22 protein-coding genes are annotated in these 25,913 nt (G+C 46.4%); 13 read left to right on the forward strand and 9 right to left on the reverse strand.

Features of this window, described 5'->3' with window-relative positions; genetic code table 11:
* Positions 1 to 56 precede the first annotated feature (56 nt).
* The gene (locus L5L91_RS20100) at positions 57 to 1,490 is read right to left on the reverse strand and encodes a hypothetical protein (RefSeq protein ID WP_263237513.1); all 1,434 of its coding nucleotides are present in this window, start codon (positions 1,488 to 1,490) and stop codon (positions 57 to 59) included.
* Positions 1,491 to 1,633: 143 nt separating this feature from the next.
* Between L5L91_RS20100 and L5L91_RS20105 the strand changes: the two genes are divergently transcribed.
* Positions 1,634 to 2,311, forward strand: coding sequence for a hypothetical protein (locus L5L91_RS20105; protein WP_115016353.1), 678 nt, complete (start codon positions 1,634 to 1,636; stop codon positions 2,309 to 2,311).
* Between the two features lie 305 nt (positions 2,312 to 2,616).
* Here the strand turns inward: L5L91_RS20105 and yjjG are convergent, their stop codons facing one another.
* Positions 2,617 to 3,297, reverse strand: a complete 681-nt coding sequence (gene yjjG, locus L5L91_RS20110) for a pyrimidine 5'-nucleotidase (protein WP_263237515.1) — start codon at positions 3,295 to 3,297, stop codon at positions 2,617 to 2,619.
* 296 nt (positions 3,298 to 3,593) lie between these two features.
* On the opposite strand from yjjG, the gene L5L91_RS20115 reads away from it, so the two are divergent.
* Positions 3,594 to 4,505: a LysR family transcriptional regulator gene (locus L5L91_RS20115; protein ID WP_263237516.1), complete on the forward strand. Its 912-nt coding sequence runs from the start codon at positions 3,594 to 3,596 to the stop codon at positions 4,503 to 4,505.
* A gap of 141 nt (positions 4,506 to 4,646) precedes the next feature.
* Here L5L91_RS20115 and L5L91_RS20120 read toward each other — a convergent pair whose 3' ends face one another.
* The 4 genes from L5L91_RS20120 to L5L91_RS20135 all read right to left on the reverse strand — a co-directional run bounded on the left by L5L91_RS20120 (position 4,647) and on the right by L5L91_RS20135 (position 8,323).
* Positions 4,647 to 6,092 (reverse strand): DUF2075 domain-containing protein, encoded by a 1,446-nt coding sequence (locus L5L91_RS20120; protein WP_263237518.1) that lies wholly within the window; start codon positions 6,090 to 6,092, stop codon positions 4,647 to 4,649.
* The gene (locus L5L91_RS20125; protein ID WP_263237519.1) at positions 5,998 to 6,477 is read right to left on the reverse strand and encodes a hypothetical protein; all 480 of its coding nucleotides are present in this window, start codon (positions 6,475 to 6,477) and stop codon (positions 5,998 to 6,000) included. The genes L5L91_RS20120 and L5L91_RS20125 overlap by 95 nt, the downstream gene beginning before the upstream one ends.
* Positions 6,474 to 6,704, reverse strand: coding sequence for a helix-turn-helix domain-containing protein (locus L5L91_RS20130; protein ID WP_263237520.1), 231 nt, complete (start codon positions 6,702 to 6,704; stop codon positions 6,474 to 6,476). The genes L5L91_RS20125 and L5L91_RS20130 overlap by 4 nt, the downstream gene beginning before the upstream one ends.
* A 497-nt stretch (positions 6,705 to 7,201) precedes the next feature.
* Complete coding sequence (locus tag L5L91_RS20135; RefSeq protein WP_263237521.1) at positions 7,202 to 8,323, reverse strand: Fic family protein; 1,122 nt, start codon at positions 8,321 to 8,323, stop codon at positions 7,202 to 7,204.
* A 670-nt stretch (positions 8,324 to 8,993) separates the two neighbouring features.
* Here L5L91_RS20135 and L5L91_RS20140 point away from each other — a divergent pair.
* On the forward strand, positions 8,994 to 9,827 hold the full coding sequence (locus L5L91_RS20140; protein ID WP_263237523.1) for a sulfotransferase: 834 nt from the start codon (positions 8,994 to 8,996) through the stop codon (positions 9,825 to 9,827).
* Between the two features lie 53 nt (positions 9,828 to 9,880).
* Here L5L91_RS20140 and L5L91_RS20145 read toward each other — a convergent pair whose 3' ends face one another.
* The 3 genes from L5L91_RS20145 to L5L91_RS20155 all read right to left on the reverse strand — a co-directional run bounded on the left by L5L91_RS20145 (position 9,881) and on the right by L5L91_RS20155 (position 13,646).
* On the reverse strand, positions 9,881 to 10,945 hold the full coding sequence (locus L5L91_RS20145) for a phosphotransferase enzyme family protein (RefSeq protein WP_168826533.1): 1,065 nt from the start codon (positions 10,943 to 10,945) through the stop codon (positions 9,881 to 9,883).
* Positions 10,938 to 11,810: an NDP-sugar synthase gene (locus L5L91_RS20150; protein WP_263237524.1), complete on the reverse strand. Its 873-nt coding sequence runs from the start codon at positions 11,808 to 11,810 to the stop codon at positions 10,938 to 10,940. Before L5L91_RS20150 ends, L5L91_RS20145 begins: the two co-directional genes overlap by 8 nt.
* Positions 11,811 to 11,975: 165 nt before the next feature.
* Entirely contained in the window at positions 11,976 to 13,646 is a 1,671-nt protein-coding gene (locus L5L91_RS20155; protein WP_263237526.1) for a hypothetical protein, read from the reverse strand.
* A 252-nt stretch (positions 13,647 to 13,898) separates the two neighbouring features.
* On the opposite strand from L5L91_RS20155, the gene gmk reads away from it, so the two are divergent.
* From gmk to recG, 10 genes are all read left to right on the forward strand, one after another.
* A complete protein-coding gene (gene gmk / locus L5L91_RS20160; protein ID WP_105251162.1) occupies positions 13,899 to 14,522 on the forward strand; it encodes a guanylate kinase in 624 nt (207 codons plus the stop codon).
* A 58-nt stretch (positions 14,523 to 14,580) separates the two neighbouring features.
* The gene (gene rpoZ / locus L5L91_RS20165) at positions 14,581 to 14,859 is read left to right on the forward strand and encodes a DNA-directed RNA polymerase subunit omega (RefSeq protein ID WP_007651394.1); all 279 of its coding nucleotides are present in this window, start codon (positions 14,581 to 14,583) and stop codon (positions 14,857 to 14,859) included.
* Positions 14,860 to 14,901: 42 nt separating this feature from the next.
* On the forward strand, positions 14,902 to 17,007 hold the full coding sequence (spoT, locus tag L5L91_RS20170) for a bifunctional GTP diphosphokinase/guanosine-3',5'-bis pyrophosphate 3'-pyrophosphohydrolase (RefSeq protein ID WP_105251161.1): 2,106 nt from the start codon (positions 14,902 to 14,904) through the stop codon (positions 17,005 to 17,007).
* A 25-nt stretch (positions 17,008 to 17,032) separates the two neighbouring features.
* Entirely contained in the window at positions 17,033 to 17,416 is a 384-nt protein-coding gene (locus L5L91_RS20175) for a RidA family protein (protein ID WP_006079838.1), read from the forward strand.
* A 507-nt stretch (positions 17,417 to 17,923) separates the two neighbouring features.
* Complete coding sequence (locus L5L91_RS20180) at positions 17,924 to 19,588, forward strand: AMP-binding protein (protein ID WP_212600293.1); 1,665 nt, start codon at positions 17,924 to 17,926, stop codon at positions 19,586 to 19,588.
* A 181-nt stretch (positions 19,589 to 19,769) separates the two neighbouring features.
* Positions 19,770 to 20,714 carry a calcium/sodium antiporter gene (locus tag L5L91_RS20185; RefSeq protein WP_105251158.1) on the forward strand — a complete coding sequence of 315 codons (945 nt, stop codon included), beginning with the start codon at positions 19,770 to 19,772 and terminating at the stop codon, positions 20,712 to 20,714.
* Positions 20,715 to 20,962: 248 nt separating this feature from the next.
* Complete coding sequence (locus L5L91_RS20190) at positions 20,963 to 21,667, forward strand: tetratricopeptide repeat protein (protein ID WP_263237527.1); 705 nt, start codon at positions 20,963 to 20,965, stop codon at positions 21,665 to 21,667.
* A gap of 118 nt (positions 21,668 to 21,785) precedes the next feature.
* On the forward strand, positions 21,786 to 22,865 hold the full coding sequence (locus L5L91_RS20195; protein WP_263140726.1) for a sensor histidine kinase: 1,080 nt from the start codon (positions 21,786 to 21,788) through the stop codon (positions 22,863 to 22,865).
* Positions 22,865 to 23,461 carry a response regulator transcription factor gene (locus L5L91_RS20200; protein ID WP_198572537.1) on the forward strand — a complete coding sequence of 199 codons (597 nt, stop codon included), beginning with the start codon at positions 22,865 to 22,867 and terminating at the stop codon, positions 23,459 to 23,461. Before L5L91_RS20195 ends, L5L91_RS20200 begins: the two co-directional genes overlap by 1 nt.
* A gap of 191 nt (positions 23,462 to 23,652) precedes the next feature.
* Positions 23,653 to 25,728 (forward strand): ATP-dependent DNA helicase RecG, encoded by a 2,076-nt coding sequence (recG, locus tag L5L91_RS20205; protein WP_263164396.1) that lies wholly within the window; start codon positions 23,653 to 23,655, stop codon positions 25,726 to 25,728.
* Positions 25,729 to 25,913 lie beyond the last annotated feature (185 nt).

A 25,913-nucleotide genomic window follows, 5' to 3' on the forward strand; every position in this document is an offset into this window, starting at 1 on the left:
TTCAGAAAACCAGTGAATTCTCAAATATTTGCTAATATCTTTGCTCTCTAGTTAAATCAGTTGGTAATCCTCGAATGAATCTCCAAATTAGGTGACGCATTGCCGCTGATCAATTGCTGCACATAGTGAACTTCCTGATGTTTAATATCCATGCTTGACGTCAATAACTGCTGTCCTAAAACCATACAGTCAGCATATCTATTGGCATCAGGAACTATTACATGAAGTACACAAGAGACAGACCAATTCATATCGAGAGTGGTTTTGTGTGTCTCATCGTTAGAGTCGTTCGGTTCTTCATATTCGGCTATCGTCTGTCGGTTGCTAATGGAAAGCATCAGTTCTCGATGTTTGTGATCAACTATCCGACCATCCATTCCTATACATTCATTAAACAGTCGCCATGGGGCTGTAAGCTCTTGAACAGCGGACCATGTTTCCTGCGAAACTATATCCAAAAGATAGCTCTTCAATATTTCAATTTCATCGACACTTGAAGGTTCATCCTGAGTGAGAGTATGTGCTAAAGGAAAAATAGACTGACTGCTGAATAAGGCATCTGATAGCCTGCTTCGAAGTTGGAACTGTAAGGAATTACTGACTTCTTGTTTTGACTGATGCTCTTCTCTAACAGTGGAAACAGAAATAGAAAGTAAAGAGAAAATCGAGGACAGGTATAGGTGATGTATCCAACCTAGTAGGTCCTTGCCGACAAAAAATGTAGATAATTTAAAAAGTTGCTCATTGCTCAGCGGCGTATTTTGAATCGGGTATCTCCCCTCTCTAAGTTTACAAGCGCGTTGATAATAGCTGACTAGCATACTAATACATTGCAGTGGTAACAGCGAATTACGAGATAGCGTTACCCCTAACTTGATAACCTTAGTTCCAGGATCTTGTCGTTGTAACTTGTAGATGGGAGGTAAATATGGATGCAATTTGCTTTGCTGAATACCATTTGCGACGATAGTGATCATCCCCTCAAAAACCAGCATATTAATCGCCTTCCGAAAGGCCAATTCTGTTATCCCCATTGTTCGAGATAAAGATGAATCATCTAGACCAATGACATATCGAGATTTATCCGATTGCATGAGCAAGATTGCCCAGACTAAGCGGGCGTTAATCGTCAATCTGGAAACATTCCCTTTTACTCTAGAATCCCATAACGATTTTCCGCACAAAACGGATATCAACTCAGCTTGCCAATCACTGCTCAAAAAACATTCACCCCACATCTTTAAGCATTCATTCGTTACGGCATAGTCAAAGCGAATTTTTGAGTTACTTCTCTCCAGTTGACCTAAATGGCTTTTAATTTTCCACAGGTATCCTTCACGGACTAAGTATTCGAGAGCTATCCCAAGGTTTCGTTTTGAAACCCCTAAAGCCTTAGCCAATGTGTCCCTAGACCCAGACTGAAAATTAGCTCCCAACCGCACCAACCAAGTAATAAGTACCAATCTGGTTTCTGGTGTTGCACCTGTCATTGAAAATAAGAGCTGCATATAGTTGAATTGAAATAGTAAAGGAATTCTTTATATCTACCATAATAAAACCTATTAAACCAGTGGTAGCAAACCAATAAGATCCACGTTACATTACATGTAATGAAAAATTAAAGGCTAGAGATATGTCAACTAATGAACCGATTTCACCACCTGAATTTTCCAAGCTGTTCGATTTTTTGGACTCAGAAACAATTGCCGCCAGAAGCTGGCTAATCAGGTATCTAAAGAAACAAGGAGTTTTTCTAAATCCAGATTTACCTAACATTGAAAGTGTGAGAGTAGAATTGGCTAATGCTTTTTCGCAACAAAGAAGAGCCCCTGCTGATGTCAGATTGTTTGCCCGCAATATGAGGAATGCTTGGCGAGTGAGAAAGCATCGACTAAATAAGGATGTAACCACCCTTTCTGTAAGTCTCGATAAGCAGGTATCTAATCAGCTCACTCAAATGTGCAAAGGTCAAAATAAGACTGAAATCATCACACGACTTATCACGAACAATTACCCGTATTTCTTAGATGCTCAGAAAGCCGAAAAAGAGAAATTGGCAGAAGAAAAACAAGCCTTGCAAATGGAGAAAGAGCGTAGACTTCGTGCAAATGAGCTACAGAAGCATTTGCCAATAGTTAAGACTGCTGCAGAGCAACAAGTCGAGCCTATGCTTGAGGTAGTAGAGGATCTAAAAAAGAGCATAGCCAAGCTATATGACATGATCTTTTTGGCAAATCAAGAGAAACTAGAAATAGATGATGCAATGCTGATTGAGGCTACAAAAGTTTACTACTCGGTGTTTTCAAAATAACCCAAACGGCTAATCTAGGAATTCACCCTAGCCATTTTCTACTGGTGGGCATATCGGTGGGTATCAATGCGAATTACCACTAGATAAGACAAACTAACCATTGTTAATTAAAGACTTTATCTTAATTTAAAACATTCAGATCCAAAACGTCGAGTAATGATATTTAACACGTTTTAGATACCAAAAAGCCCTTAATGTAAGGGCTTTTTGTATTTTATGGCACTGAGGGAATATCTGTTAAAGCACTCACTCTTAGCCAAACCTATCGAGTGCAAAGTGCTGAACTAGGCTCAGTGAACAATCCTTTACGGTAACAGGATTTTTTGCAACTCTTGGTGCGAGCTCACTTGATAGTGCGGGGCGATACCGGCGGGCACATCGTGGCCGTGGACGTTATACCAACAAGTATGAATACCAGCATTGATGCCGCCTTGGATATCTGAATGCGGGTTATCGCCGACCATGAGCACAGCATCGCGCTCAGGATGACCCATGAGTTCGAAGGCGTGCTCGAAGATGCCCACATCGGGTTTAGCTATGCCGACTTTTTCTGAAATCACTAAAATATCAAAATGATGCTGCAAGCCTGTACGTTCTAATCGCACGGTTTGCAGCTCAGTGAAACCGTTGGTGATGATGCCCAATTTAGCTTTACCTTGCAGCGCGGCTAATAACTCGCGAGCACCGGGTAGCGGCGCACAAATTTCGGCCATTGCTGATAAAAAGGCACTATTGAGCGTCATCGCCGTGACAGATAATTTGGCTGCCCAAGGCTCGAAACGTATGGTTTGTAACTCGGCGGCAGTTATCTTGCCATCTTGATAATCAACCCAAAGCGGTTTGTTAACTAATTGATACTCATCAAAATCGGCTTGGGTAAAATCGACCCCAAACTCACTAAACATCAACTTAAGCCCTTTTAAGGCATCGAAATAAAATAGGGTTTCATCGGCATCAAACAAAATCCATTGGTAAGGCAAGGACATAGGAACTCTCTTTCAGACAAAATAGCTAAAACCCATCCCCATGCCGTTCAGTGGCATCGAGAATGGTACATCGGCGATTGCGGCAATGCTGTGGCTAGCTGCCTAGCAGTAATCAAGATAAGCGATAAACATGAGCGATGAGCCCGAAAATAACTAGGCTTCACTGTCGACACCCGCAATCAGCAAGTGCATTAGTCTACCTTGCATCAAGGGCAATGATAACCACGATAATAAAAACTGACTGTTGAGGTATCATCAACAATAATGGCAGGGGAACGCGATAATCTAAGGACACCATGGAGCACTTTTCGGCACTACCTATCTTTGTCACTGTCGTGGAATGCGGTAGCTTTTCGCTTGCTAGTCAAAAGCTTAGACTGAGTAAATCGGCGGTGAGTAAACGCATTACCCTATTAGAACAAAGTCTGGGTATTCAACTTTTGCACCGTACCACTCGCAGCTTAAGTCTTACCGAAGCGGGCGCCCGCTATTTTGACTATGTTCGTCCTGCAGTTAAACTCGCAGCAGACGGCTTGGACGCCATTTCTGAGCTACAACAAGCGCCTCAGGGCAATTTACGCATCGCCGTCCCTATGGTATTTGGCCGCTTGCATATCGCCCCTTTGATACCCGAGTTTCTGCGCCGCTATCCAAAAATACAGCTGCAAATGCAGATGGATGATAAGACCACCGATTTAATTGCTGGCGGATTCGATCTGGCGATTCGCATCGGCGAACTGCCAGATTCGAGCCTGATTGCCCGTAAAATTGCCCCTTGTTTAAGTGTCATTTGCGCCTCACCCGAGTATCTTGCTCGCCACGCTGCACCACAAACGCCACAGCAACTTAGCCAACATAACTGTTTGCTCTACTCATATTTTCGTGATGGTGTTGAATGGACCTTTTTAAGCCCGCAGGGCCCCACTCGTATCCAGCCGAACGGTAACTATCAAGTCAACAATAGTGATGCCATCCACCAAGCTACACTCGATGGTTTAGGCATAGCCAACCTGCCCCGTTTCATGGTCGACACCGACTTACAAGCTGGCCGCCTACAAGCCTTGCTCGCAGACCATCCCATCCCAGAACATGGCATCTACGCGGTTTATCCACAGCGAAAACATTTGCCGACTAAGGTGAGTGTATTGATTGAGTTTTTGATGGAGAAGCTGGCGAGTTCAGATAAGTTTCAACTTGTAAGCGACTAGGAATTACATCCCTACTTTACCCATATGTTGAATGAGAGATATGCTCGATACCTGTAAAAGCGGAGCAACTCTATCTATCCAATGGGTAAAGTTGATATTGCAAATAGGATAATAAAGTTAGCTCGTGTCTCACTCAAAAGTTCAAAGCTCTTCGATTCCACACGCTTTTAGAAATTGATAAGTCGAATCATAAAAAGCCGGTTTTCTAGTAATATCTAACTCATCGCCTTTAGGGACGAAAATCACCATTCCTTGCCTCGCTCGCGTCAGTAAGACTCGATAGGCATTTTCAAGATACCTGCATTTTTCTTCCCGTTGTCGTTGTTCCCAGCTTGAGCCTCGAAACTGCATATGCTCAAAACCTGCATGACCGAATCTAAAATCAGCCTCCCAAGCAACCAAACACCAATCAAGCTCAAGCCCTTGAACATCAAACTCTGTGGCGACATCTTCAAGAAAATGTGAAGAACGAATATCCTCTATCGGCCCCAAAAACCAATCTTTATGCTCAATTTTGTTTTTGACGAAAATGCCTTCAGCTTTTAATCGAATACCATTTGACGAGGCTAGCATTCCCATTGTTTCAGTCCCACGCACTTGAGATTTTATCCAACATTTAGCAGCCTTTAAGTCTCGGGTAACTTTAATTGGATATTTTTGCTTAAAAGTCGCCAAAACATTCAAAGCCATGCCACTGTTACCATTAACTAAATGGTGGATAAAATTTGACAACTTTTCGGCTCGAAATGAACGCATCGATGTCGCCAAATGTAAACAAGGTAACAAAGTACCTTTTGAAAAGTCGCGAGTCGTTAAACCCGTAGACACATACTCACCATTAAGTAAATCCGTAGAATAATAAGCATCCCAGTGAGTAAATCGGTTGCCAAGTGCATCCAACCATCCAAAAAGCCCAACCTCGCCGGTGTTGATTTCTTGTCCACCGCCGATCAACGCAATAATTACAGCCCAATCTTCATGGCGGTCCATCACTTCGATAAGATATTCTGGCTCAGACTTATTGAATCCAGCTTGATTACGCTTGGTCTGCATGAATTTGCTAGTCTGCTCAACATTCCAAGCACGCTGAGCTTCGTCAAAGATAGCTACTTGCTCTACTGGGGGTTTGTTCGATGTAAGCGAGTCATCCCTAAACTTATGGATATTCTGAATAAATTGCTCAGTATGTCGTCGACAATCGCCAATTTTCTCTTTAGTGCGATCACGTCTATCTCGCGCCAGGGCTTCTTGCAAAACAGAGACTAAAGGGCCATTTCCGCTTAAAAATACTGCATATTCCTTTTCGTCAGCATTAGAATGCGCACTCGCAATATTAAGCCCTACAAGGGTTTTGCCCGCACCCGGAACGCCGGTAACGAAACAAATGATTTTTCGCTTATTGATCCGAGCATTGTGAATCAACTGAAGTAATTGCTGGCTCGTTTGTCCAAGATTTTGAGTGTCGGCTTCACTACGAGCAATATCTTCGACTTTATGCTGCGCATATAGCGCTTGCGCCGCTTCGATAATTGTTGGTGTCGGCGAATTCTGGATTTTTCGATTGGCTCGTCGCTTTCGTGGCGACAAGCAGAGGAACTAGATATTTATCATGACTACCGCGATGAAAGTTTTTTAAATCTAAAGCATATCCATGAGTTTGCCCCATATCTGCAGCAGTAAATACTTTTGCGCCAACTTTAAACTCTACAACAAAAACAATCCCTTTAAATATAATCACGACATCGGCACGTCGTCCCATTCGTGGGATCATAAACTCAATGAAAATGTGCCCTTCTCGCTCAACGCTCTCGGCCAAGGAGCGTTTGAGAACTTCAATTTCAGCACACCAAGCACGAGTTTGTGCATGCAATAAATGCTGAGTATGGAAACGTGATATCTGCCCGGTAATCGCATCGGGCTCAGCAGATAGAAAATCTTTAAAACTCGCCGAATAAAATGCTCGTTGAGTCATAATGATCCCTCAACGGTAAAATCAAGAAGTTGTTTCGCCGAGATATCTAAAGCACTGGCAAGCTTAAAAAGATTAATCAAACTAACATTGCGTTGCCCACGTTCAATGCCGCTGACATAGGTTCTGTCCATGTCAGCTTTTAATGCAAGCTGCTCCTGAGAAAAAGATCTCTCAAGTCGCAAACTTTTTAGATGAGTACCGAATGAGGTAAGCAAATGATCTTCCATGAATAATCCTTTGAAGAGTTTTCATGATGATCTTTACTTGTAGACAATACGTCTACGGACTATGAGTCACATTAAATGCCTAGCACTTAATGATTTGGACATAACATCGCACAGGGTAGTCACTCACAAAATGCAAAATGATTGTTGCCGCTGATTACATTTAGACGGCAAATTCCGCAATCTACTTACCAACCACTCGGCAATAAGTACCTTGTACTTCGGCCGCCGACGTCGGCTTTGGGCCAGTATCTATCTCAAATTTCTATTAAGCGATTGGTTCTACTGGCTAACAGATATGCGCGAAGGCTAACAGGATTAGGCACTAACATGGAAGTGACTATCCGTGACAGGACGTCACGGTTGAGCATCCTGGGACTTGAACATTCCCTATTTAACTGCCAGTTCGCCTTCCATGGCTCTCGTTCATAAACTTAGAAACCCTAGGTTTCTATTCACCGAGTCACTGGAATGCAAGTGCTTGATAACATGCCTAACCTTTATCGTTTCATACTGAGTGGCAATAAGTATCTGGTACTTCGGCCACCGGCGCCGGCTTTTACTAAAAAGTGCTGTTCGACCATTTGCGCAAGATGACGGGTGGCGGTGGCGCGGCTCACCTTAGCAACCTTTTGATACTGGCTACTATTAATCCCTAATTCAAAATCGCCGTCTAACATGCAATTGAGTACTTTGGCTTGCTCTTGACTCAATAAAGATTGGTCGACACTTTGCCAATACTGAGTTTTCGACAGCGTTCTGCTCACATCTGCCATCGCATTGAGTAAGCAATCATTGAGGGTCTCAAAAAACCATACTAACCAAGGAGTAATATCTACATCCCCCCTTTGAGTGGACTCTAAAATGTCATAGTAAGTTTGGCGACGGGCAAGAATACTGACCGACATAGCGTAAAAACGAATCGAGCGTTTCTCCGCTTGCGCCAGAGCTAAATCAGTCAATAAGCGCGCGATGCGCCCATTACCATCATCAAGTGGATGAAGAGTAACAAACCAAAGATGTGTTATCGCCGCACGGATAAGCGGAGCTAAAACCTGCGCTTGCCGTGATGCATTAAACCATTCGATAAACTGTGACAGTTCAGCATCCAAGGCTGCTCTAGAAGGTGCCTCAAAATGCACTGTTGGTTTATCAATCCGGCCAGAGACAACCTGCATAGGTGTATCGCCACGCAGCGCTCCGCCAATAACAGGGTTAAACAGCGTATAACCCTGGGGAAATAACTGTTTATGCCAACCTAATATCCGCTCAAGGGTTAACTCTGTATCTAAATTTTTTAAGGCATCGAGCATAATGTCAGCCAAACCATCGGTTTGCGCTGTTGTCGGATACGGTTTATCTTCAGTCACGCCGAGTTTTTTAGCTAAGGATGAGCGCACCGAAGCCGCATTGAGCTTTTCACCTTCAATGGCACTGGAATGGATAATGTTAGCGAGTAAGGTGTCGAGTGCAGCGTCTGAAGTTAATAAGCTATCGTCGTGACTTAGCATTTGCTTGCCAAGCAACTGGCCCTGATTGAAATAGACCTGACGCAGCAAGGCATCAATGTTGCTGGTGTTCCAATGAAACTTAGGCCAATCGGCTTGCTGCCAAATCCACATATCTACCCCATGAGTCGAATAATAAGCCTATTCTACTCACATAATGAGGCGATTAACAAACCTATTCGCCTCACTTTATGAGTCGAATAGCACTAATAATCGCCTCATCAATACCAATATGGCTATCCAATGCAGGGAAATGAGCCTTGTTGGTAATCCGGGAGCTCGTTTCTAAGCCTTGTGGTCATCCACTTGCTATTATTGTGCAGCTACAGTGCAGCTATCATACAATTTAGTGGCGCCTTTACTGTGGCGCATTGCCGTTGTTCGTGACTTTTATGTATATACCCAAGCTACCTGAATATACGAGTTTCAGAGCGTCTAGGGTGATTCAATTCAAGGCGCATCAATGACAGAATGTCGGCCACCTTTTGAATTGATGCAACACGGAAGTGGAGTGCCCTAGGCGCTCCGTCCCGGCGGGTTTTAACGCACTTTATGCTGTGTTGGTTATTTTTAACTTAGCCCGCTAGGTCTGCAAATAACCGCCTTGCCTAAAGTGCGTTAAACTCCCGCTGAATCCTGCATCTTCAGGTTGTTTGGGTATACTACCGACAAAGCCTTCGCACTGAGATATACTGCCGCCGCTGATTTGACACGCCAATGTGAAACGCCGAGGTGATAACTTACGGCTTTACCGCACCGCTGACACACATTCTGAGCCTAACCTATGCCTGATAACGCCAACAATTCACCAACCTCTACTCACGTACAATGTACTGCTAATGCACAGCGTATCGGCAATGCGCAGCATATTGGTCATTCACCGATTGTTACGCCAGATGCAATGCATCCAGTCCAGTCGAATGCGCTCAGTGACGAACAGATAAAGGTGAAAAAGCAGAAGGTCTTTATCATAGGTTTGCCACGCACGGGCACCACGAGTGTGAGTGTTGCGCTATTGGAGCAAGGGCTAAAAGTGGCGCACATGGCCTTTACTAAACAGGCATTTATGCTGGCCGATGCAGTGTCTGACACGCCTTGTTTCAGCGATTATCAGCAGTTGGATTTATTATTTCCCGAAGCAGTGTTTGTCTATCTCGACCGAGATATCAATACTTGGTTGCCTTCGATGCAGATGTTACTTGGTAAAATGGCACCCCATTTGGATGAAAAAACAGGCCGCTTCCATCCAATATTAAAGCGCAGTTTTAGGCATACTTTCGCCATAGATAAAGTGGCGGAACCTGCCAGCAGTGAGCACTTAATTGCTTGTTATCAAAAGCATCAGCAAGAAGTATTCGCTTACTTTAATGGGCGGGAAGACTTTATTTCAATTGATGTTAGCCATGCAGGAAGCTTGAGTCAGTTACTGCAATTTTTGGGAATGGAAGCAAACGCGAAGAATAGCGATGTTACATTAGGTTTAAGCGAGCCACTGAGTTTCCCTAAACTTAACGTGGGCCGCAACGTGGCAAGTTGGGGTGAATATAAACACCCCAACAAGGTCAACACCAATAGCGCAGGCCCACAAAGCCGTAAGTTTTTCGACTACACGCTTTAACAATGCATTGGATCAGTACACAAATACCAATGCACAGATATCCAAGCGCTGAATTAAAAATTAGCTTTAAGCACAGCCTCTTGGTCGAGCAAGCTTTGGTACAAGGTAAACTGGTTCGCGGCGCGGTCTAAATTATGGCCTTCGCGGTGGATATGGAAATACACATCACCATTAAGATAATCCGTTAAAAAACGAACACCTATCATCAAACAAATCACCCGAGCACCGAGCCACAGACTGCGCTTTTCGTCTTCCGTTAAAACGTCACCCAACTCGCTCAAGTAGCCACGGCAAATCGCGGCGAAGATATCTTGGCGCACTTGGACTTTATCCAAGGCCGTAGAGTCTTCCTCCTCTGGCGAGCAGAAAGTGCGTACCATGTCGCCGAAGTCATACATAAGATGACCTTTCATACAGGTATCTAAATCGATAATCGCCATGCTGGACATGTCGCGTTTATCAAAAAGCATGTTATTGATTTTAGTGTCGTTATGACAAATTCGTAGCGGCAGCTTTGGCGATATTTCTGCAAGTTCATCAAGCAACGCCTGCTGAGATAACGCGTAATCGACCCAATGACGGCAGAGCGCTAAACGATGTTGACTATCGAGTTCAGCGGCCTGCTTTAGTAAGGCCATGCGTCCCGGTAAATGGTGAAATTGAGGGATCACATCTTCAAGCTCTGTCGCATCAAAATCACTCAAGGCTGAGGCAAAATGCCCAAAGGCCTTAGCCGCCATTTCCGCTTCTTGTTCCGACTTAACCACTTCAATGCTGAGACTATGAGGCAAGTAACTGATCGCGCGCCAAAATCCTTGCTCGCCTAAATCGATAGCCAGCTCACCCTCTTGGGTTAAACATGGGCTAACGACTTTAAGGCCGTATTGTTGCTGCAATGACTTAGCGCATAAATGATGGCTAATTTTATCGGCATTGCAGACCAAAGCGTTGGGTGTTTTAAATACCTCAGTGTTAATTCGCTGCAATACCAATTCGCCCGCAGGCCAACGCACTAAAAGGGTGTCATTGATGTGGCCATTACCGAGGGCAGAAATTTTCGCCTCGGCAGATTCAATACCAAAATGAGGCAACACTGACTGCCTGATGAGTTTAATCACTCAATAACTCCGTTAATTTTTGTTTTACCCAGACAGTGTCCTGCGGATAAGTCACACCAAGCCATGGCTCACAGGCAACATCGACATACACAGGCAAACCTTGCTCAATTCCCGCTTGTACTATGGCGGGTAAATAGCATTCAGACTTAGGTTGTTGACCCTGTTGCCCGATAAATTCGGTTAATTCACGTTTAATAACATCAAATATGTTTGGGGAGAAGCCCCAGCATGTCATAGAGACCAAGGACTGTGCCGGCAAATTAGCATGACCCTGCGGGCCATCACCCATTAAGTGGCCAGCTTGCTCGGCGATATTAAGCCATTCGGCGACCGATTTAAGCTGACCATTTTCAACCTGACACAGACCACGGTTAACACCACCGTGTTCCGACAACGTGAGTTCTATGGGATAGGCCACCATCATCCACTCAGTTGGCCTCATGCTTAAGCCTTTGGCTAAGGAAGCAAAAGCGCTATCACCATAAAAATCATCGGCATTGATAACGGCCATTGGCCCTTTAACAAGATGGCGCGCACTCCAGAGTGCATGGGCCGTCCCCCAAGGTTTAAGCCTGTGGCTAAGATCCGCCAACTGCACCGCGTCGGGTAAATCCGTTAAGACTTGATAGCAAAAATGATATTCAAAATCAGCTGGCAAAAATCGTGTCAGGATCTCAGTTAATTCACTTTCTAACTCTGGGCGGATCACCAGCACAGCACGCTGAAAACCACTGCGAATGGCCGACATGATTGATAGCACCAACATGGGTTCACCCGCGGGACCGAGTGCCGCCAATTGCTTATCGCCGCCGAAACGACTACCTAGCCCCGCAGCCATAATGACTAAGGTCAATTCTGTATTCATGCTGGATTGATATATTCAGTTCAAATTTAAAGGTGTTTCCCCAAACCGCAGCGACCTAAACAACCTAAAGTACGGTTTGAGAAAAAGAGGAGCAAAAGTGTAATCTACCCCTCTAATTGTGACTAGCATTTAAGCAGAATTTTTATCGACTTAGCTGCAGACTTTTTAACGAGCAATATAATCGCCAAAGGTGCGATTTTGTTCCAATATCGCTTGGCTGCCCTTAAGACTGAACTTATAACCACACAGGCTAATATTACCTCGGCGGGCGAGGTCAATAATGATGGCCTGAGTATCGAGTGGTGAGAATCGCGCCTCTGAAGCGGAATCCGCTTTCAGATCCACAGTCACAGGACGATAGTCAGTGCCATTGTTAAAGGATAAGACGCTGCAAGTTTTATCTCCCTTTGCCGTCGCTAAGGACCACAGGTTTTGTGCTTTACCTTTCTCACCGAGCCAACGCATGATCAAGATGTCATCCTCCAGCGCCACAGAAAAACCGTCCGGTAACGCGAGTGTCACCCGCTCACCCGCATAGGGCGCAATCGCGTTAACCGTGACAACCTCTGCACCATCACCCGTCTCTGCATCACCATTTGGCCAAAGTCCCCACACCAAGGCAATCAAGAGCACCACACCACAGCCAATTCCTGCTGGGCGCCAATAACGGCGTTCCACTTTCGGCAGTTTAATCTTAGGCAACACCAAGAAACGCTTTAGTGGCGCCAAAAACTCAAATAAACCGCGAAATAGCTCAGTCATCGAACCAGAATCTTTTGCTTCGGCGCGGCGCTGACGCACTTCTTCGGCATGATCTCTATCGTTAAAGCTGTCAGGCTCGTCATCTTCTTCGGCGGTAAAACGCCAACCGGGTTCAGCACTACGCTCGGCAGGATCTAATTGCGCCGCAGTAAAGTCGACATGTTTCAAATCAACATTGTCCACATCGACATCGACCAACTCAATGTGGGTCTGTTCAACGCGGCTAGTATTAGCAGGACGGAAATCTGCATGGCTGTCTGGTATCACAAAATCGGCAGGATTCTGCGTCATTCGAGTTAACGCATCAAAGCGCAGCTCATCTTGACGCAACGCCTCTCGCTCTGCCTCCGCCGCGCTAACACTCGGCGATGTTAAAACAGATTCAACATGGGTCGATAAATCGACCTCTTGCTCAGACACAGTCTCAGCACTAATGGTTTGGGCATGAAGCTGCTCAACATGCGGCTCATGCCTTTCAGCTTGAGGTTGTGCTTGAATATGAGAGGTAGATTTTGCCGATTGTCTTACGGTAACGTCTTGAGCAACAATAGGTTTAGGGTCAATGATGTTAGGATCTATGGCAGTTTTAGATGCCATGGCTTTAGGGTCTATAGTGTTAGGATCTATGGTTTTAGGAACGATAGTCGGTTCCACACGGCGCCTAGGCATTGCCTGTGATGTTGGTGCATCCAGCTCAGGACCGAAATAACCGTAGCGATAATCCACTATCGTTGGTGCAGGAAAGCGCCAGCCCCAAAATGTCAGTCCCGCGGCTAACACTAAACTCAATCCAATTAAGGCAATATGCACATCGGCCGCTAACAGGCCGATGAAAATTATTAACGGCAATAGGAATACGCCAATCAAGCCTTTTGACTTATCGGCATCGGCCAAACGACGCAAACTGGTGAGCCCTAATAAAGGTAGACCCAACAATGCCAGCAAATACATCAGAAAATTAGCCCCAAAAGTAGCGGCTGCAAATGCAATACAGACATAAACGCCAACACTGATTGCGACAAAACGGGGACGAGAATCACGCCCGTGAAGGCAGAAAAGAGATTTTAACAGCACGACCCTTCCTTTATTGTTGTAAAAACGAGATACAAAAAGACACTCATTGCCTTATTCGCACGAGCGTAACCAATTTACCCGCAATTGTCAGTGCCTACGACCCAAGTCGGATAAAAATGCACATAATATCGAAGTAAATCTAAAATAGGCTTAAATTGCCAGCCAACAAGCCCTAGTATTTCTATGGTCAAAATCGGTATAATACTCGGCTTTCTGGGCCCTTCTTGCGTTAACCCATTGGATATTTAGCTCATGACCGCACGCGGAAATTTATTTATTGTGTCGGCGCCAAGTGGCGCAGGTAAATCCTCGTTGATTTCAGCCTTGCTTAAAGACAAGCCAGCCGACATGCAGGTTTCGGTATCTCATACCACCCGCGCACCACGCCCAGGTGAAGTTGATGGTCAACACTATCACTTCGTTAATGTTGAGCAATTCAAAGCCTTAATTGCTGAAAATGCCTTTTTTGAATGGGCAGAAGTGTTTGGCAATTACTATGGTACCTCGCGCCATGTGATCGAGCATACGCTCACCCAAGGTATCGATGTTTTCCTCGATATCGACTGGCAAGGTGCCGAACAAGTTAAAGCCGTGATGCCAGAAGCCGTTGGTGTGTTTATTCTACCACCCTCTAAAGCCGAGCTAGAGCGCCGCCTCACAGGTCGTGGACAAGACAGTAGCGATGTTATCGCCAGCCGTATGGCACAAGCCGTATCGGAAATGTCCCACTATAAAGAATATGATTTTATTATCGTCAACGACGATTTTGACACTGCCTTAGCCGATTTGCGTGCCATCATTCGCAGTCAGCGCTTAACAGGTGCTAGTCAGATCCACGCGCAAAATGATATGCTTCACGATCTGTTGGCAGGATAGCTGTCATAGTGTACAATTTTGCGTCATTTTTTCCCTAGATAAACTGGAGTTTCAACACATGGCTCGCGTAACTGTAGAAGACGCCGTAGAACAAATCGGCAACCGTTTTGATATGATCTTGGTTGCGGCGCGTCGTGCTCGCCAAATCGCCGTGCAGGGTAAAGACCCTATGGTTGAAGAGATGAACGACAAACCCACGGTTATCGCCCTGCGTGAAATCGAACTAGGTTTAGTTAATGCTCACACCTTAGATGCCGATGAGCGTCAAACGGTACGTGAGCGTGAAGCCGCTGAAATTGCAGCGGTTGCAGCCATTGCTGAAGGTCGTTCATTATAGTTTTTGAGTAAAAACCTATTTAGGTAAAAGGAGAGCTGCCACTTGTATCTGTTTGAAGGTCTAAAGGAGTCTGCTTCCGGTTACTTAGAACCTGAACAGGTAGAATTGCTCAAGCAGGCGTACCAGATTGCGCGCGATGCCCACGAAGGGCAAATGCGCACGAGTGGCGAACCTTATATTACTCATCCGGTTGCGGTTGCCCGCATCCTTGCTGACATGCGTCTTGATCATGAGACGCTGATGGCAGCACTGCTCCATGACACCATCGAAGATACCCATGTCACCAAAGACGATTTAGCCGAATTATTCGGTGTCGCGGTGGCCGAACTCGTCGAAGGCGTGTCAAAACTCGATAAGCTTAAATTTCGCGACAAGAAAGAAGCTCAGGCTGAAAACTTCCGTAAAATGATGATGGCGATGACGCAGGATATCCGCGTTATCCTCATCAAGCTTGCCGATAGAACCCACAACATGCGTACCTTAGGCGCACTGCGTCCCGACAAACGTCGCCGTATCGCCCGCGAAACCTTAGAAATCTACGCACCTATCGCTAACCGTCTTGGTATCCATAACATCAAGACAGAGTTAGAAGACTTAGGTTTCCAAGCTTATTATCCAATGCGATATCGGGTGCTTAAAGAAGTCGTTAAAGCCGCCCGTGGCAATCGCAAAGAATTGATCCAAGGCATTGAAGCCGCTGTGTATACGCGCTTAAACGATGCGGGTATTCCAGGGAAAGTCAAAGGTCGCGAGAAAAACCTCTACTCCATCTATAACAAGATGCAGAGTAAAGAGCTGCAATTCCAAGAAGTGATGGATATCTACGCCTTTAGGGTGATAGTCGATTCCATCGACACTTGTTATCGCGTACTTGGCGCCATGCATGGACTGTACAAGCCTCGTCCCGGTCGTTTCAAAGATTATATCGCTATCCCTAAAGCCAACGGTTATCAATCTCTCCATACCTCTTTATTTGGTCCACACGGCGTGCCCGTTGAGATCCAAATTCGTACCGAAGATATGGATCAGATGGCCGACAAAGGGGTTGCCGCACACTGGGCCTACAAAGGCGGTGCGCAAACAGGCCAAGGCACGACGACTCAAGTGCGTGCCCGTAAGTGGATGCAAAGCTTGTTAGAATTACAACAAAGCGCCAGCACCTCATTCGAATTCGTTGAAAACGTGAAGACGGAACTCTTCCCTGAAGAGATTTATGTGTTCACCCCTGAAGGTCGCATTCTGGAATTACCCGTCAATGCCACCGCGGTAGACTTTGCCTACGAAGTGCATACGGATGTAGGTAATACCTGCGTCGGCGCCCGTGTTAACCGCCAAGCGTATCCGCTCAGTCAGCCGTTAATTTCAGGCCAAACCGTTGAAATCATTACCGCCAAAGGCGCGCGTCCTAATGCCGCTTGGCTGAACTTTGTGGTGACTGGCAAGGCTCGCGCTAAAATTCGCCAAGTGCTGAAAAGCCTTAAAGGTGATGATGCGATTGCACTCGGTCGCCGCCTACTCAACCATGCGCTCGGCAAAACTAAGCTCGACAGCATTGCGCCTGAGCAGATTGAAAAAGTGATCCGCGATACTAAACATACGACGCTCGATTCGCTGCTCGCCGATATCGGTCTTGGCAATGCCATGAGTATTGTTATCGCCCAGCGTTTGATTGGCGATAATCTTGAGAATCAAGAGAGTCGCGACGGCCACATGATGCCAATTCGTGGCGCCGAAGGCATGCTCGTTACCTTCGCTAACTGTTGCCGCCCCATCCCAGGTGATGCCGTGATAGCGCACGTGAGCCAAGGTAAGGGCTTAGTGGTACACATGGAAAACTGCGCCAATATTCGTGGTTATCAAGGCGAGCCAGACAAGTATATTCCCGTACAATGGGATAATGTTGAAGGCGTTGATTACCAAGCCAATCTGCGGGTGGAAATTGTTAACCACCAAGGTGCACTGGCGAAGATCACCTCGATCATTGCCGCCGAAGGTTCAAACATTCACAACCTCAGCACTGAAGAACGTGATGGTCGTGTGTATTTGATCAACCTGCGGATTTCGGTGAAAGACAGGATCCATTTAGCCAACGTGATGCGCCGAATTAGGGTACTGCCCGAAGTACTGCGCACGTCCCGTAATCGTTAATTAACTCAACACTAGAGAGAGCGTCATGGCAGAAAAAATCATCATAGCGACCGAAAACGCCCCAGCGGCCATAGGCACTTATTCACAAGCGGTTAAAGTCGGCAGCACAGTGTATTTATCTGGCCAGATCCCGCTCGTGCCAAGCACAATGCAAATTGTCAGCGATGATTTTGAAGCGCAAGTCGTGCAAGTATTTGAAAACCTGACGGCGGTTTGTACTGCTGCGGGTGGTTCAATCAACGATATCGTTAAGCTCAACATCTTCCTGATTGATTTAAGCCACTTCGCTAAAGTAAATGAAATCATGAGCCGTTACTTCAGCCAGCCATACCCAGCCCGTGCTGCTATCGGCGTGAAGCAATTGCCGAAGGATTCTCAAGTTGAAATGGACGGTGTGATGGAGCTGTAAGCGCTAGCATTTCACCTTCTATAAACGAAAAGGCGCTACGGCGCCTTTTTGTTGCCAACACAATCCAACACTCCGCTCGCCACTCTCTTCATCTTGCTTTCATACCAATCACATTAAATATCTAATCAGTTCAGAGCCTCACAGGCATTTCAATCCAAGGCGCATTGACGCAGAAATGGTTATTCCCTTTTAAGTCAATGCAACACCGGAGTGGGATGCCTGTGTGGCTCCCGAAGGGCGGCTGATGTTCACTACATGGCAACGCGCTTTATACTGCGTTTAAGGCTTTCGACAGAGCACCACTATGCCTTCAAGCCTTCGCCTTGTCTAAAGCGCGTTGAACTCCCGCTGAATGAACAGATATTTAATACGATTGGTATAACACTCAACTTGTAGGCTTTGCGCTCCATTCTCATATTTTACAATCTTGTAAACTATTTGCGCGAGCTCACAAAACTCGCCATACTGGGTACAGCCAAAAGAACAATAAATAACAGGGAATTGCCAATGGATACAGCGATTAAGACGCCAATTGAAATGCTGGCGCACTGGGCTAATACTCAGGGGGACCAAGTCTATTTACGCCAACCGATCAAGGGTCAATTCCTTGATTTTACTTGGGCTGAAGTTCAAGAAAAAGTTCAACAACTTGCCGGAGCCTTACATCACTTAGGCTTAGAGCGTGGTGATAAAATTGCCGTTCTCTCTAAAAACTGTGCCGAATGGTTTATCACCGACCTCGCGTTGATGCACGGCGGCTATGTCAGCGTACCTATTTACCCTACCGCCAACACAGATACTATTCGCTATGTGCTGCAACACAGTGGCGCAAAAGCCATTTTTCTCGGCAAACTTGACCATTGGGCTGACCAAGAGGCTGGTGTCGGCGGCGAGCTACTACGCCTTGCCATGCCTTATGATACGATGCCAGCACAATATCAATGGGAACAATTACTTAAGCTAGGCTACCCCTTAGTTAACGCCCCACTTCCTACTCCAGATCAAGTGATGACACTCATCTATACCTCTGGCTCGACTGGCCAACCTAAGGGCGCGATTCAAACCTTCGCCAGCTATGGCTGGACTTGCCAAGCGGTCGTCCGTGACCTGCGCACCGATGGCGACGATAGACTTTTATCCTATTTACCCTTAGCCCACATCACAGAGCGCGTTGCGATTGAAGGCTCATCCTTCTACTCAGGTAGTGTGGTGGCTTTCGTTGAAAGTCTCGACTCCTTCGTTGTCGATGTTCAACGGGCAAAACCAACGGTATTCTTCTCGGTACCACGGTTATGGAGCCTGTTTCAGAAAAACATTATCGACAAAATTGGGGTCAGTAAACTTAATCTATTGCTGAAAATCCCACTGCTTAGCAGCTTTGTGAAATACAAAATCCATAAGGGTTTAGGCTTGAACCATTGTCGTCTACTCGGCTCTGGCTCGGCACCTATTCCGCCATCACTGATCCACTGGTATCACAGTATTGGTCTTAATATCTGCGAAGCTTGGGGTATGACAGAAAACTGTGCCTATTCGATCATCAACTATCCTTTTGATGCGCGTAAAATTGGTACTGTTGGCCGCCCAGTTGAGGATTGCCAGATCCGCCAAGGCGAGGATGGTGAGCTACTGCTCAAGAGCCCGGGATTAATGACAGCTTATTATCTGCAGCCTGAAGCTACTGCAGCGGCATTCGATGCTGATGGTTTCTTCCACACAGGCGATTTGTGCTCAATTGATGCCGATGGTTGTGTCACTATTACTGGCCGAGTGAAAGACAACTTTAAAACCGCCAAGGGCAAATATGTAGCGCCCGTGCCTATCGAACGTAAATTGGCGCAGGATCCCCATGTTGAACTGATCTGCGTGATTGGCTCTGGTCTGCCACATCCCGTCGCACTAGTGCAGTTATCCGAAGGGGCAAATCTACAAGCCCGTGAAGAAGTCCGCACCTCACTCAAAGCGACACTCGATAGCGTTAATCCGCACTTAGAGTCACACGAACATGTCGATGCGATTGTCGTGGTCAGTGATCCTTGGACGATTGAGAATGATGCGCTCACGCCTACCCTCAAAATCAAACGCCATGTGCTTGAAAAAGCCTTTAGCGAACGAGTTGACGGCATTCGTGGCGCCCAAGTCCGCTGGGAAGATGAATTAACTCAAAAATAACTAGGCCAAACAATCAGTTGGCGAGCATGGTCATCAGCTAAAACTAAGCACGCCTAGGGTGTGCTTTTTTATGACATATTCTGTCAAAATCCGATAAAACCACGTATCATGTGCGCCAGTCGGCCAAGGGGCAATTCCCTTGTACTTTTCCATTCAATATTAGGTTTAACAGAGTCTAACGATGCTAATTACACTATCGATTATTGGCGGTTTTATTATTTTAACCTTAGGCGCAGAAGCCCTAGTGCGTGGCGCGAGTTCAATCGCTCTACGTTTAGGTATTACGCCACTTATCATAGGCTTAACTATTGTAGCCTTTGGTACTAGCGCACCAGAACTGGCTGTGAGTGTAAAATCTGCTCTAGCAGGAAACAGCGGTATCGCCTTAGGTAACGTTATTGGCTCTAACATTGCTAACATAGGTTTGATTTTAGCCATCACGGCACTTATCCGCCCTATTCAAGTGCAATCTCAAGTCGTAAAGCGTGATATCCCTTTGATGATATTGGCTTCCATGTTGTTCTGGGCACTCTTGTTAGATGGCGAGCTCAGCCTAATTGACGGTGTGATATTGCTGTCACTACTGTTCGGTTATTTAGCCTTTAGTTACATCAGCTCGAAAAATGGTAATGAAGAGGAAGAGATTGAAGCAGGTCCAAATAATCCGCTACTTTCAGCCCTATTTATCTTAGTCGGTATTGGTATGTTAGTCGGTGGCGGTATTTTGTTTGTCAACGGCGCAGTAGATTTAGCCAAGACCTTCGGTATCAGTGAAGTCATTATCGGCTTAACGATCGTGGCGATTGGTACCAGTATGCCAGAGTTAGTAACTTCTGTTCTAGCGGCACTGAAAGGTCAGAGTGACATAGCCATAGGTAACGTTGTCGGTTCTAACATATTCAATATTTTGGGTATTTTAGGTATTACTGCAATAGTACAGCCAGTATCATCACTTGGCTTCCAACCCTTTGATTTCATAGTGATGTTGGCATTTGCCATCATGATTTTACCTTTCGCTTGGACAGGATTTCGTATTGGCCGCCGCGAAGGTTCAGTATTACTACTGTGCTACTTAGGTTACTTGGGCTACCTAATAAACCAAGCGAGCACTCAAGCTGTGGTATAACACTTAGCTGATCATTTGCGATAAAAAAACACCGGGACCTCTCCGGTGTTTTGCTCTCTAGGTATTGTCCACTTTATTAATCACGCACTTTCTTTAAAGCACACCTCATAAAAAATATAAGCACACAACTCAACTGATGACATTTGTCATGCCAAAGCCATGACCTTTGTGTCTGCAGTTCTTCTATCGAATTTCTGATAATGAGCCCGTACCCAAACATTGGGAAACTCACTCAATAAGGAAATACCATGAAAACATTACTCCTCGCCTCCAGCTTTTTGCTTATCAGTACTCACTCGTTTGCAGCAACGCCATCAAACACTAACATCACCAATGTAGACGCGGCCTCGAATGCGATGAATCTAACGCAATTACAACAACTGAGCGGTAGCACTCAAGATTATGATAAAGCCTATGCGAACTATCGCTTAGCCATCAGTGCCAATGTAATGGGGCAGAAAACACTCGCTAGCAGCGCACTGACTACAGCACAAACCACATTAGAAGCACTCGAAACCAGCCAAGCGAATGCAGAATCCCTCGCGCTGTTATCGTCGGTTTATGGCATGCAAATCGCCTTAGACAATAGCAAAGGTGCAACGCTCGGCATGAAATCCGCCAAGGCGATTACCAGTGCCGAACAATTAGAACCACAAAATCCACGGGTAGCACTTGTTAAAGCCATCGCCGCCTATAACACGCCAGCCATATTTGGCGGCAGCATGCAAAATGCTAAGACCTTAGCCACTACAGCAATAGAAAGATTCGCCCAGCCTTGCGACAATATTTGCTGGGGTGAAGCCGAAGCTTACACGTGGCGCGGGCTCGCTAAACAGGAATTAGGCGATAGCCAAGGCGCGATTGAAGATTGGCAACAAGCGATCAAAGTACAAGCAGATTACGGTTGGGCAAAATTTTTGCTTCAACAAAATCAGCAATTAAGTGCAAAATAGACAAAGTTGTTAACGGGGATCTATGGCGCTGACGATAGCGCCAATCCCTAAAAAGAATAAATTAAAACAGATGCCATCGGTGGGCATTCAACAACCAACTCAGTGACACAGAGGCATCATGATAAGCACTCCGCTTCAGCTCGAACGAAAACTTGCTTGGGTGTATTTGATAAACTTAGTGTTTTATCTGATCCCACTTGCCATAAATCCCTATCCAAGCTGGAAAATCGCCCTCAGTTTTGCCGTATTAATCCCTTTTATTGCCAGTTATTTTTGGACTTATAAGTGCAATAGCCGTAGCGCCTATCTGCCCATTCTCATTATGGTGGCCATAGCAATAGCGATCACACCAATCAACCCAGGCTCTATCTCGCTATTTACCTTTGCAGCCTTCTTCATTGGCTTTTTTTATCCTCTCCGGACCTGTCTGTTGGCTATTGCAGCCCTCATCGGCCTGTTGTTTGCCCTCAATGAGATTTACCACTTTAACAGTTACTACTTTCCGCTTTACGGCTCGGGATTAGTGCTCGGCGTGGGCATGTTTGGTGTCGCCGAACGCAGACGTTATCGGCATAAATTGAAAGAACAGCAAAGTGCCCAAGAAATTACCACCTTGGCCACTATGCTTGAGCGTGAACGTATCGCGCGGGATCTACACGACATTATGGGGCATAGCCTATCTTCCATCGCCCTTAAGGCTGAGCTAGCCGAAAAGCTTATCGCAAAACAAGAATATGAACTCGCATCAACCCAATTGACTGAGCTAGGACAAATTGCAAGGGAAAGTTTAAGCCAGATCCGCCACACAGTGTCAGACTACAAACACAAGGGCCTAGAGAGTTGCGTGACGCAGCTTTGTAAATCCTTAAGGGATAAAGGCTTAAGTGTCGAGCTCAGTGGTGAGCTACCCAAGCTAGGTGCAAGCACAGAAAGCCAACTGAGTTTGATCCTCACCGAACTCATTAATAATATTCTTCGCCATAGCGGTGCAAGTGAATGCTCTATCCACTTTTCTAAGCAATCAGACCGCCTGCTGCTCGAAGTCAAAGACAATGCCGCGGCCAAACCTTTTATAGAGGGTAATGGCCTCACTGGTATACGCGAGCGTCTCGACAGTTTAGGCGGCAGCTTGAGCTATAATCTCGAACAGGGATATAGATTTACCGTCAGTTTACCTTTGCAGGGAGCAACACATTAATGAAGATTTTATTGGCGGAAGATCAAGCTATGGTGCGAGGAGCACTCGCCGCACTCCTCACGCTTGCAGGGGGTTTTAGTATCACCCAAGCGAGTGACGGCGACGAAGCTCTAAGCTTACTCAAACAGCAAAGCTTTGATCTCTTGCTAACGGATATCGAAATGCCCGGCCGCACAGGCTTAGAGCTGGCTACATGGTTAAAGGAGCAACATAGCCAAACTAAGGTTGTGGTCATTACCACCTTCGGCCGTGCGGGCTATATTAAACGTGCCATCGAAGCGGGTGTGGGCGGCTTTCTGCTTAAAGATGCGCCCTCGGAAACCTTAGTCAACGCGATTCAACAAGTGATGGCGGGAAAACGAGTGATCGATCCTGAACTTGCCATGATGGCGATTGGCGATGTCGACCCGCTCAACGACAAAGAACGCCGCGCTCTTCGCCTCGCTAGCGAAGGCAAATCCACCTCCGACATCGCCGAAACTCTTTTTATCGCCGAAGGGACTGTTCGCAACTACCTCTCAGAAGCCATAGCCAAACTCAATGCCAGTAATCGAATCGATGCAGCCCGCATTGCCAAGCAAAAAGGCTGGTTGTAATAACACTCACAGTTAACCACGCTTTCAGCCTAACGATATCTTATCAACAATTTTGCGGCCTTAAGGTCGCAGAAAGATATTAGCTATGCTTCCAAACAAAATTTGATAACACCCTAATTCCCCTTGAGATTGCCTTACGCTTATTCTCTGTTAATATATGTATAAATTCACAGTGATTGAGTGCTAACGACTTGCAGCAATTGGATCTTGTTCCGATCACCGACCTCAAAGGCGTCGCCAAAAAGGTCGCGGAGAAACTCGCAAAGCTCGGCATCACAACAGTACAAGATCTGCTGTTTCACTTACCCCTGCGCTACGAAGACAGAACCCAAATCTATCCCATTGCCGCCCTCAGCCTAGGCGGTTACGGCACTATAGAAGCTGAAATCCAATCGACACAAATAATCCAAGGCCGCAAGCGTATGCTGGTCTGCAATGTGCGCGACGATACAGGCAGCTTGAGCATGCGCTTCTTTAACTTTTCCGTCGCCCAACGTAATGCCATGCAAAATGGTTTGATGATCCGCGCCTATGGTGAAGTGCGCCGTGGTAGTCATCAAGCTGAGATAGTGCATCCAGAATATAAAGTCGTGTATCCCGGTGAAGATGTTCACCTAAGCGATACCCTAACGCCGATTTATCCCACAACTGAGGGCTTAAAACAGGCGAGTTGGCTAAAGCTGACGGAGCAAGCTTTGGTATTGCTGGAAGAGGGTGGCTTAACTGAGCTGCTGCCACCGCAGTTGCAACCGAATAACATCAGCCTTAAACAAGCGCTGCAGACGCTGCACCGACCTCCTGCGGGGATCTCTCAGTTCGATTTAGAGTTAGGCCAACACCCTGCACAGCAGCGACTCGTGCAGGAAGAATTACTCGCCCACAATCTCAGCATGTTACGCCTAAGGCAGCGCAGTAATTTAGATGCCGCTGTCACCATGCAGGCCACGGGACAGTTGCTCAATCCTTTCCTCGCCGCTTTGCCCTTTAAACCGACTGGCGCCCAGCAAAGAGTCGTGGCTGATATAGGCAAAGATTTAGAAAAACCGCACCCTATGATGCGCTTAGTGCAAGGGGATGTTGGCTCTGGCAAAACCTTAGTCGCGGCGATGGCGGCATTACAAGCGATTGAAAACGGTTATCAAGTTGCCATGATGGCACCGACCGAGTTATTGGCCGAGCAACATGCAACTAACTTTGCCGCTTGGTTTGAGCCACTCGGACTTAAGGTAGGTTGGCTGGCGGGAAAACTTAAAGGCAAGGCCAGAACCCAATCCCTTGCGGATATTGAATCTGGCGCAGCCCAGATGGTAATTGGGACCCATGCCATCTTCCAGCAGCATGTAGTCTTTAGCAAACTCGCGTTAATTATTATCGATGAGCAACACAGATTCGGCGTACACCAACGCTTAGGCCTGCGGGAAAAGGGCGTGAACCAAGGTTTCCACCCGCATCAATTGATCATGACGGCAACGCCGATCCCGCGCACGCTAGCGATGACGGCCTATGCGGATCTCGACACGTCCATTATCGATGAACTGCCGCCGGGGCGAACTCCAGTGACCACTGTGGCGATTGCTGATTTACGCCGTAACGAAGTGCTTGAACGGGTCCGCAACGCTGTCATCAGCGACCAACGTCAGGCCTATTGGGTGTGTACTCTGATTGAAGAATCCGAAGTGCTCGAATGCCAAGCCGCCGAAGACACAGCCGAAGAACTGCGCCTCGTCCTGCCCGAGCTCAATATTGGCCTAGTGCATGGCAGATTGAAGAGCGCCGAGAAACAGCAAATCATGGCCGACTTTAAGGCAGGCATTATTCATCTACTGGTAGCAACAACCGTGATTGAAGTGGGCGTCGACGTGCCTAATGCCAGCCTGATGATCATTGAAAACCCTGAACGTTTAGGTCTAGCACAACTACATCAACTGCGCGGACGAGTCGGTCGAGGCGCCATCGCAAGCCATTGTGTGTTACTCTACAAGGCGCCGTTGAGCCATACCGCCACCCAAAGACTGAGCGTACTCAGACAAAGCAATGATGGTTTCATCATAGCGCAGAAAGATTTAGAAATTCGTGGCCCGGGTGAAGTGCTTGGCACTAAGCAAACAGGACTGGCTGAGCTCAAAATTGCCGATCTGGTGCGCGATCAAGCTTTGATCCCACACATTCAGAAATTAGCGAGCCATGTAATGGCGCAAGCTCCCGAAAAAGTCGATGCAATTATTTTACGTTGGCTCGGGCACAGACAGCACTATGTGCAGGCTTAGGCCGCAAATATTAAAGGGTAAAGAACGAGGCGTAACATCTGCCTTTACTCGAAATAAATTGTTTATGTTCAGCTAAGCGCTATAGACAAGCGCATGGAAACTTGCAAAATGAACCTGCGGCCTTCAAATAGCCCGCTCTTGCACTTTAATGTTAGCTGCATGTATTCACCAAGTTACCTTGACAC

The organism is Shewanella sp. SM55, assembly GCF_025654025.1.
Classification (GTDB): domain Bacteria; phylum Pseudomonadota; class Gammaproteobacteria; order Enterobacterales; family Shewanellaceae; genus Shewanella; species Shewanella oncorhynchi.

What these genes read in the sequence shown, in the direction of transcription:
- L5L91_RS20100 (WP_263237513.1), bottom strand. Translation starts at nt 1,490, where the DNA reads ATGACAGGTGCAACACCAGAAACCAGATTGGTACTTATTACTTGGTTG.
- L5L91_RS20105 (WP_115016353.1), top strand. Translation starts at nt 1,634, where the DNA reads ATGTCAACTAATGAACCGATTTCACCACCTGAATTTTCCAAGCTGTTC.
- yjjG (WP_263237515.1), bottom strand. Translation starts at nt 3,297, where the DNA reads ATGTCCTTGCCTTACCAATGGATTTTGTTTGATGCCGATGAAACCCTA.
- L5L91_RS20115 (WP_263237516.1), top strand. Translation starts at nt 3,594, where the DNA reads ATGGAGCACTTTTCGGCACTACCTATCTTTGTCACTGTCGTGGAATGC.
- L5L91_RS20125 (WP_263237519.1), bottom strand. Translation starts at nt 6,477, where the DNA reads ATGACTCAACGAGCATTTTATTCGGCGAGTTTTAAAGATTTTCTATCT.
- L5L91_RS20130 (WP_263237520.1), bottom strand. Translation starts at nt 6,704, where the DNA reads ATGGAAGATCATTTGCTTACCTCATTCGGTACTCATCTAAAAAGTTTG.
- L5L91_RS20135 (WP_263237521.1), bottom strand. Translation starts at nt 8,323, where the DNA reads ATGTGGATTTGGCAGCAAGCCGATTGGCCTAAGTTTCATTGGAACACC.
- L5L91_RS20140 (WP_263237523.1), top strand. Translation starts at nt 8,994, where the DNA reads ATGCCTGATAACGCCAACAATTCACCAACCTCTACTCACGTACAATGT.
- L5L91_RS20150 (WP_263237524.1), bottom strand. Translation starts at nt 11,810, where the DNA reads ATGAATACAGAATTGACCTTAGTCATTATGGCTGCGGGGCTAGGTAGT.
- gmk (WP_105251162.1), top strand. Translation starts at nt 13,899, where the DNA reads ATGACCGCACGCGGAAATTTATTTATTGTGTCGGCGCCAAGTGGCGCA.
- rpoZ (WP_007651394.1), top strand. Translation starts at nt 14,581, where the DNA reads ATGGCTCGCGTAACTGTAGAAGACGCCGTAGAACAAATCGGCAACCGT.
- L5L91_RS20175 (WP_006079838.1), top strand. Translation starts at nt 17,033, where the DNA reads ATGGCAGAAAAAATCATCATAGCGACCGAAAACGCCCCAGCGGCCATA.
- L5L91_RS20180 (WP_212600293.1), top strand. Translation starts at nt 17,924, where the DNA reads ATGGATACAGCGATTAAGACGCCAATTGAAATGCTGGCGCACTGGGCT.
- L5L91_RS20185 (WP_105251158.1), top strand. Translation starts at nt 19,770, where the DNA reads ATGCTAATTACACTATCGATTATTGGCGGTTTTATTATTTTAACCTTA.
- L5L91_RS20190 (WP_263237527.1), top strand. Translation starts at nt 20,963, where the DNA reads ATGAAAACATTACTCCTCGCCTCCAGCTTTTTGCTTATCAGTACTCAC.
- L5L91_RS20195 (WP_263140726.1), top strand. Translation starts at nt 21,786, where the DNA reads ATGATAAGCACTCCGCTTCAGCTCGAACGAAAACTTGCTTGGGTGTAT.
- L5L91_RS20200 (WP_198572537.1), top strand. Translation starts at nt 22,865, where the DNA reads ATGAAGATTTTATTGGCGGAAGATCAAGCTATGGTGCGAGGAGCACTC.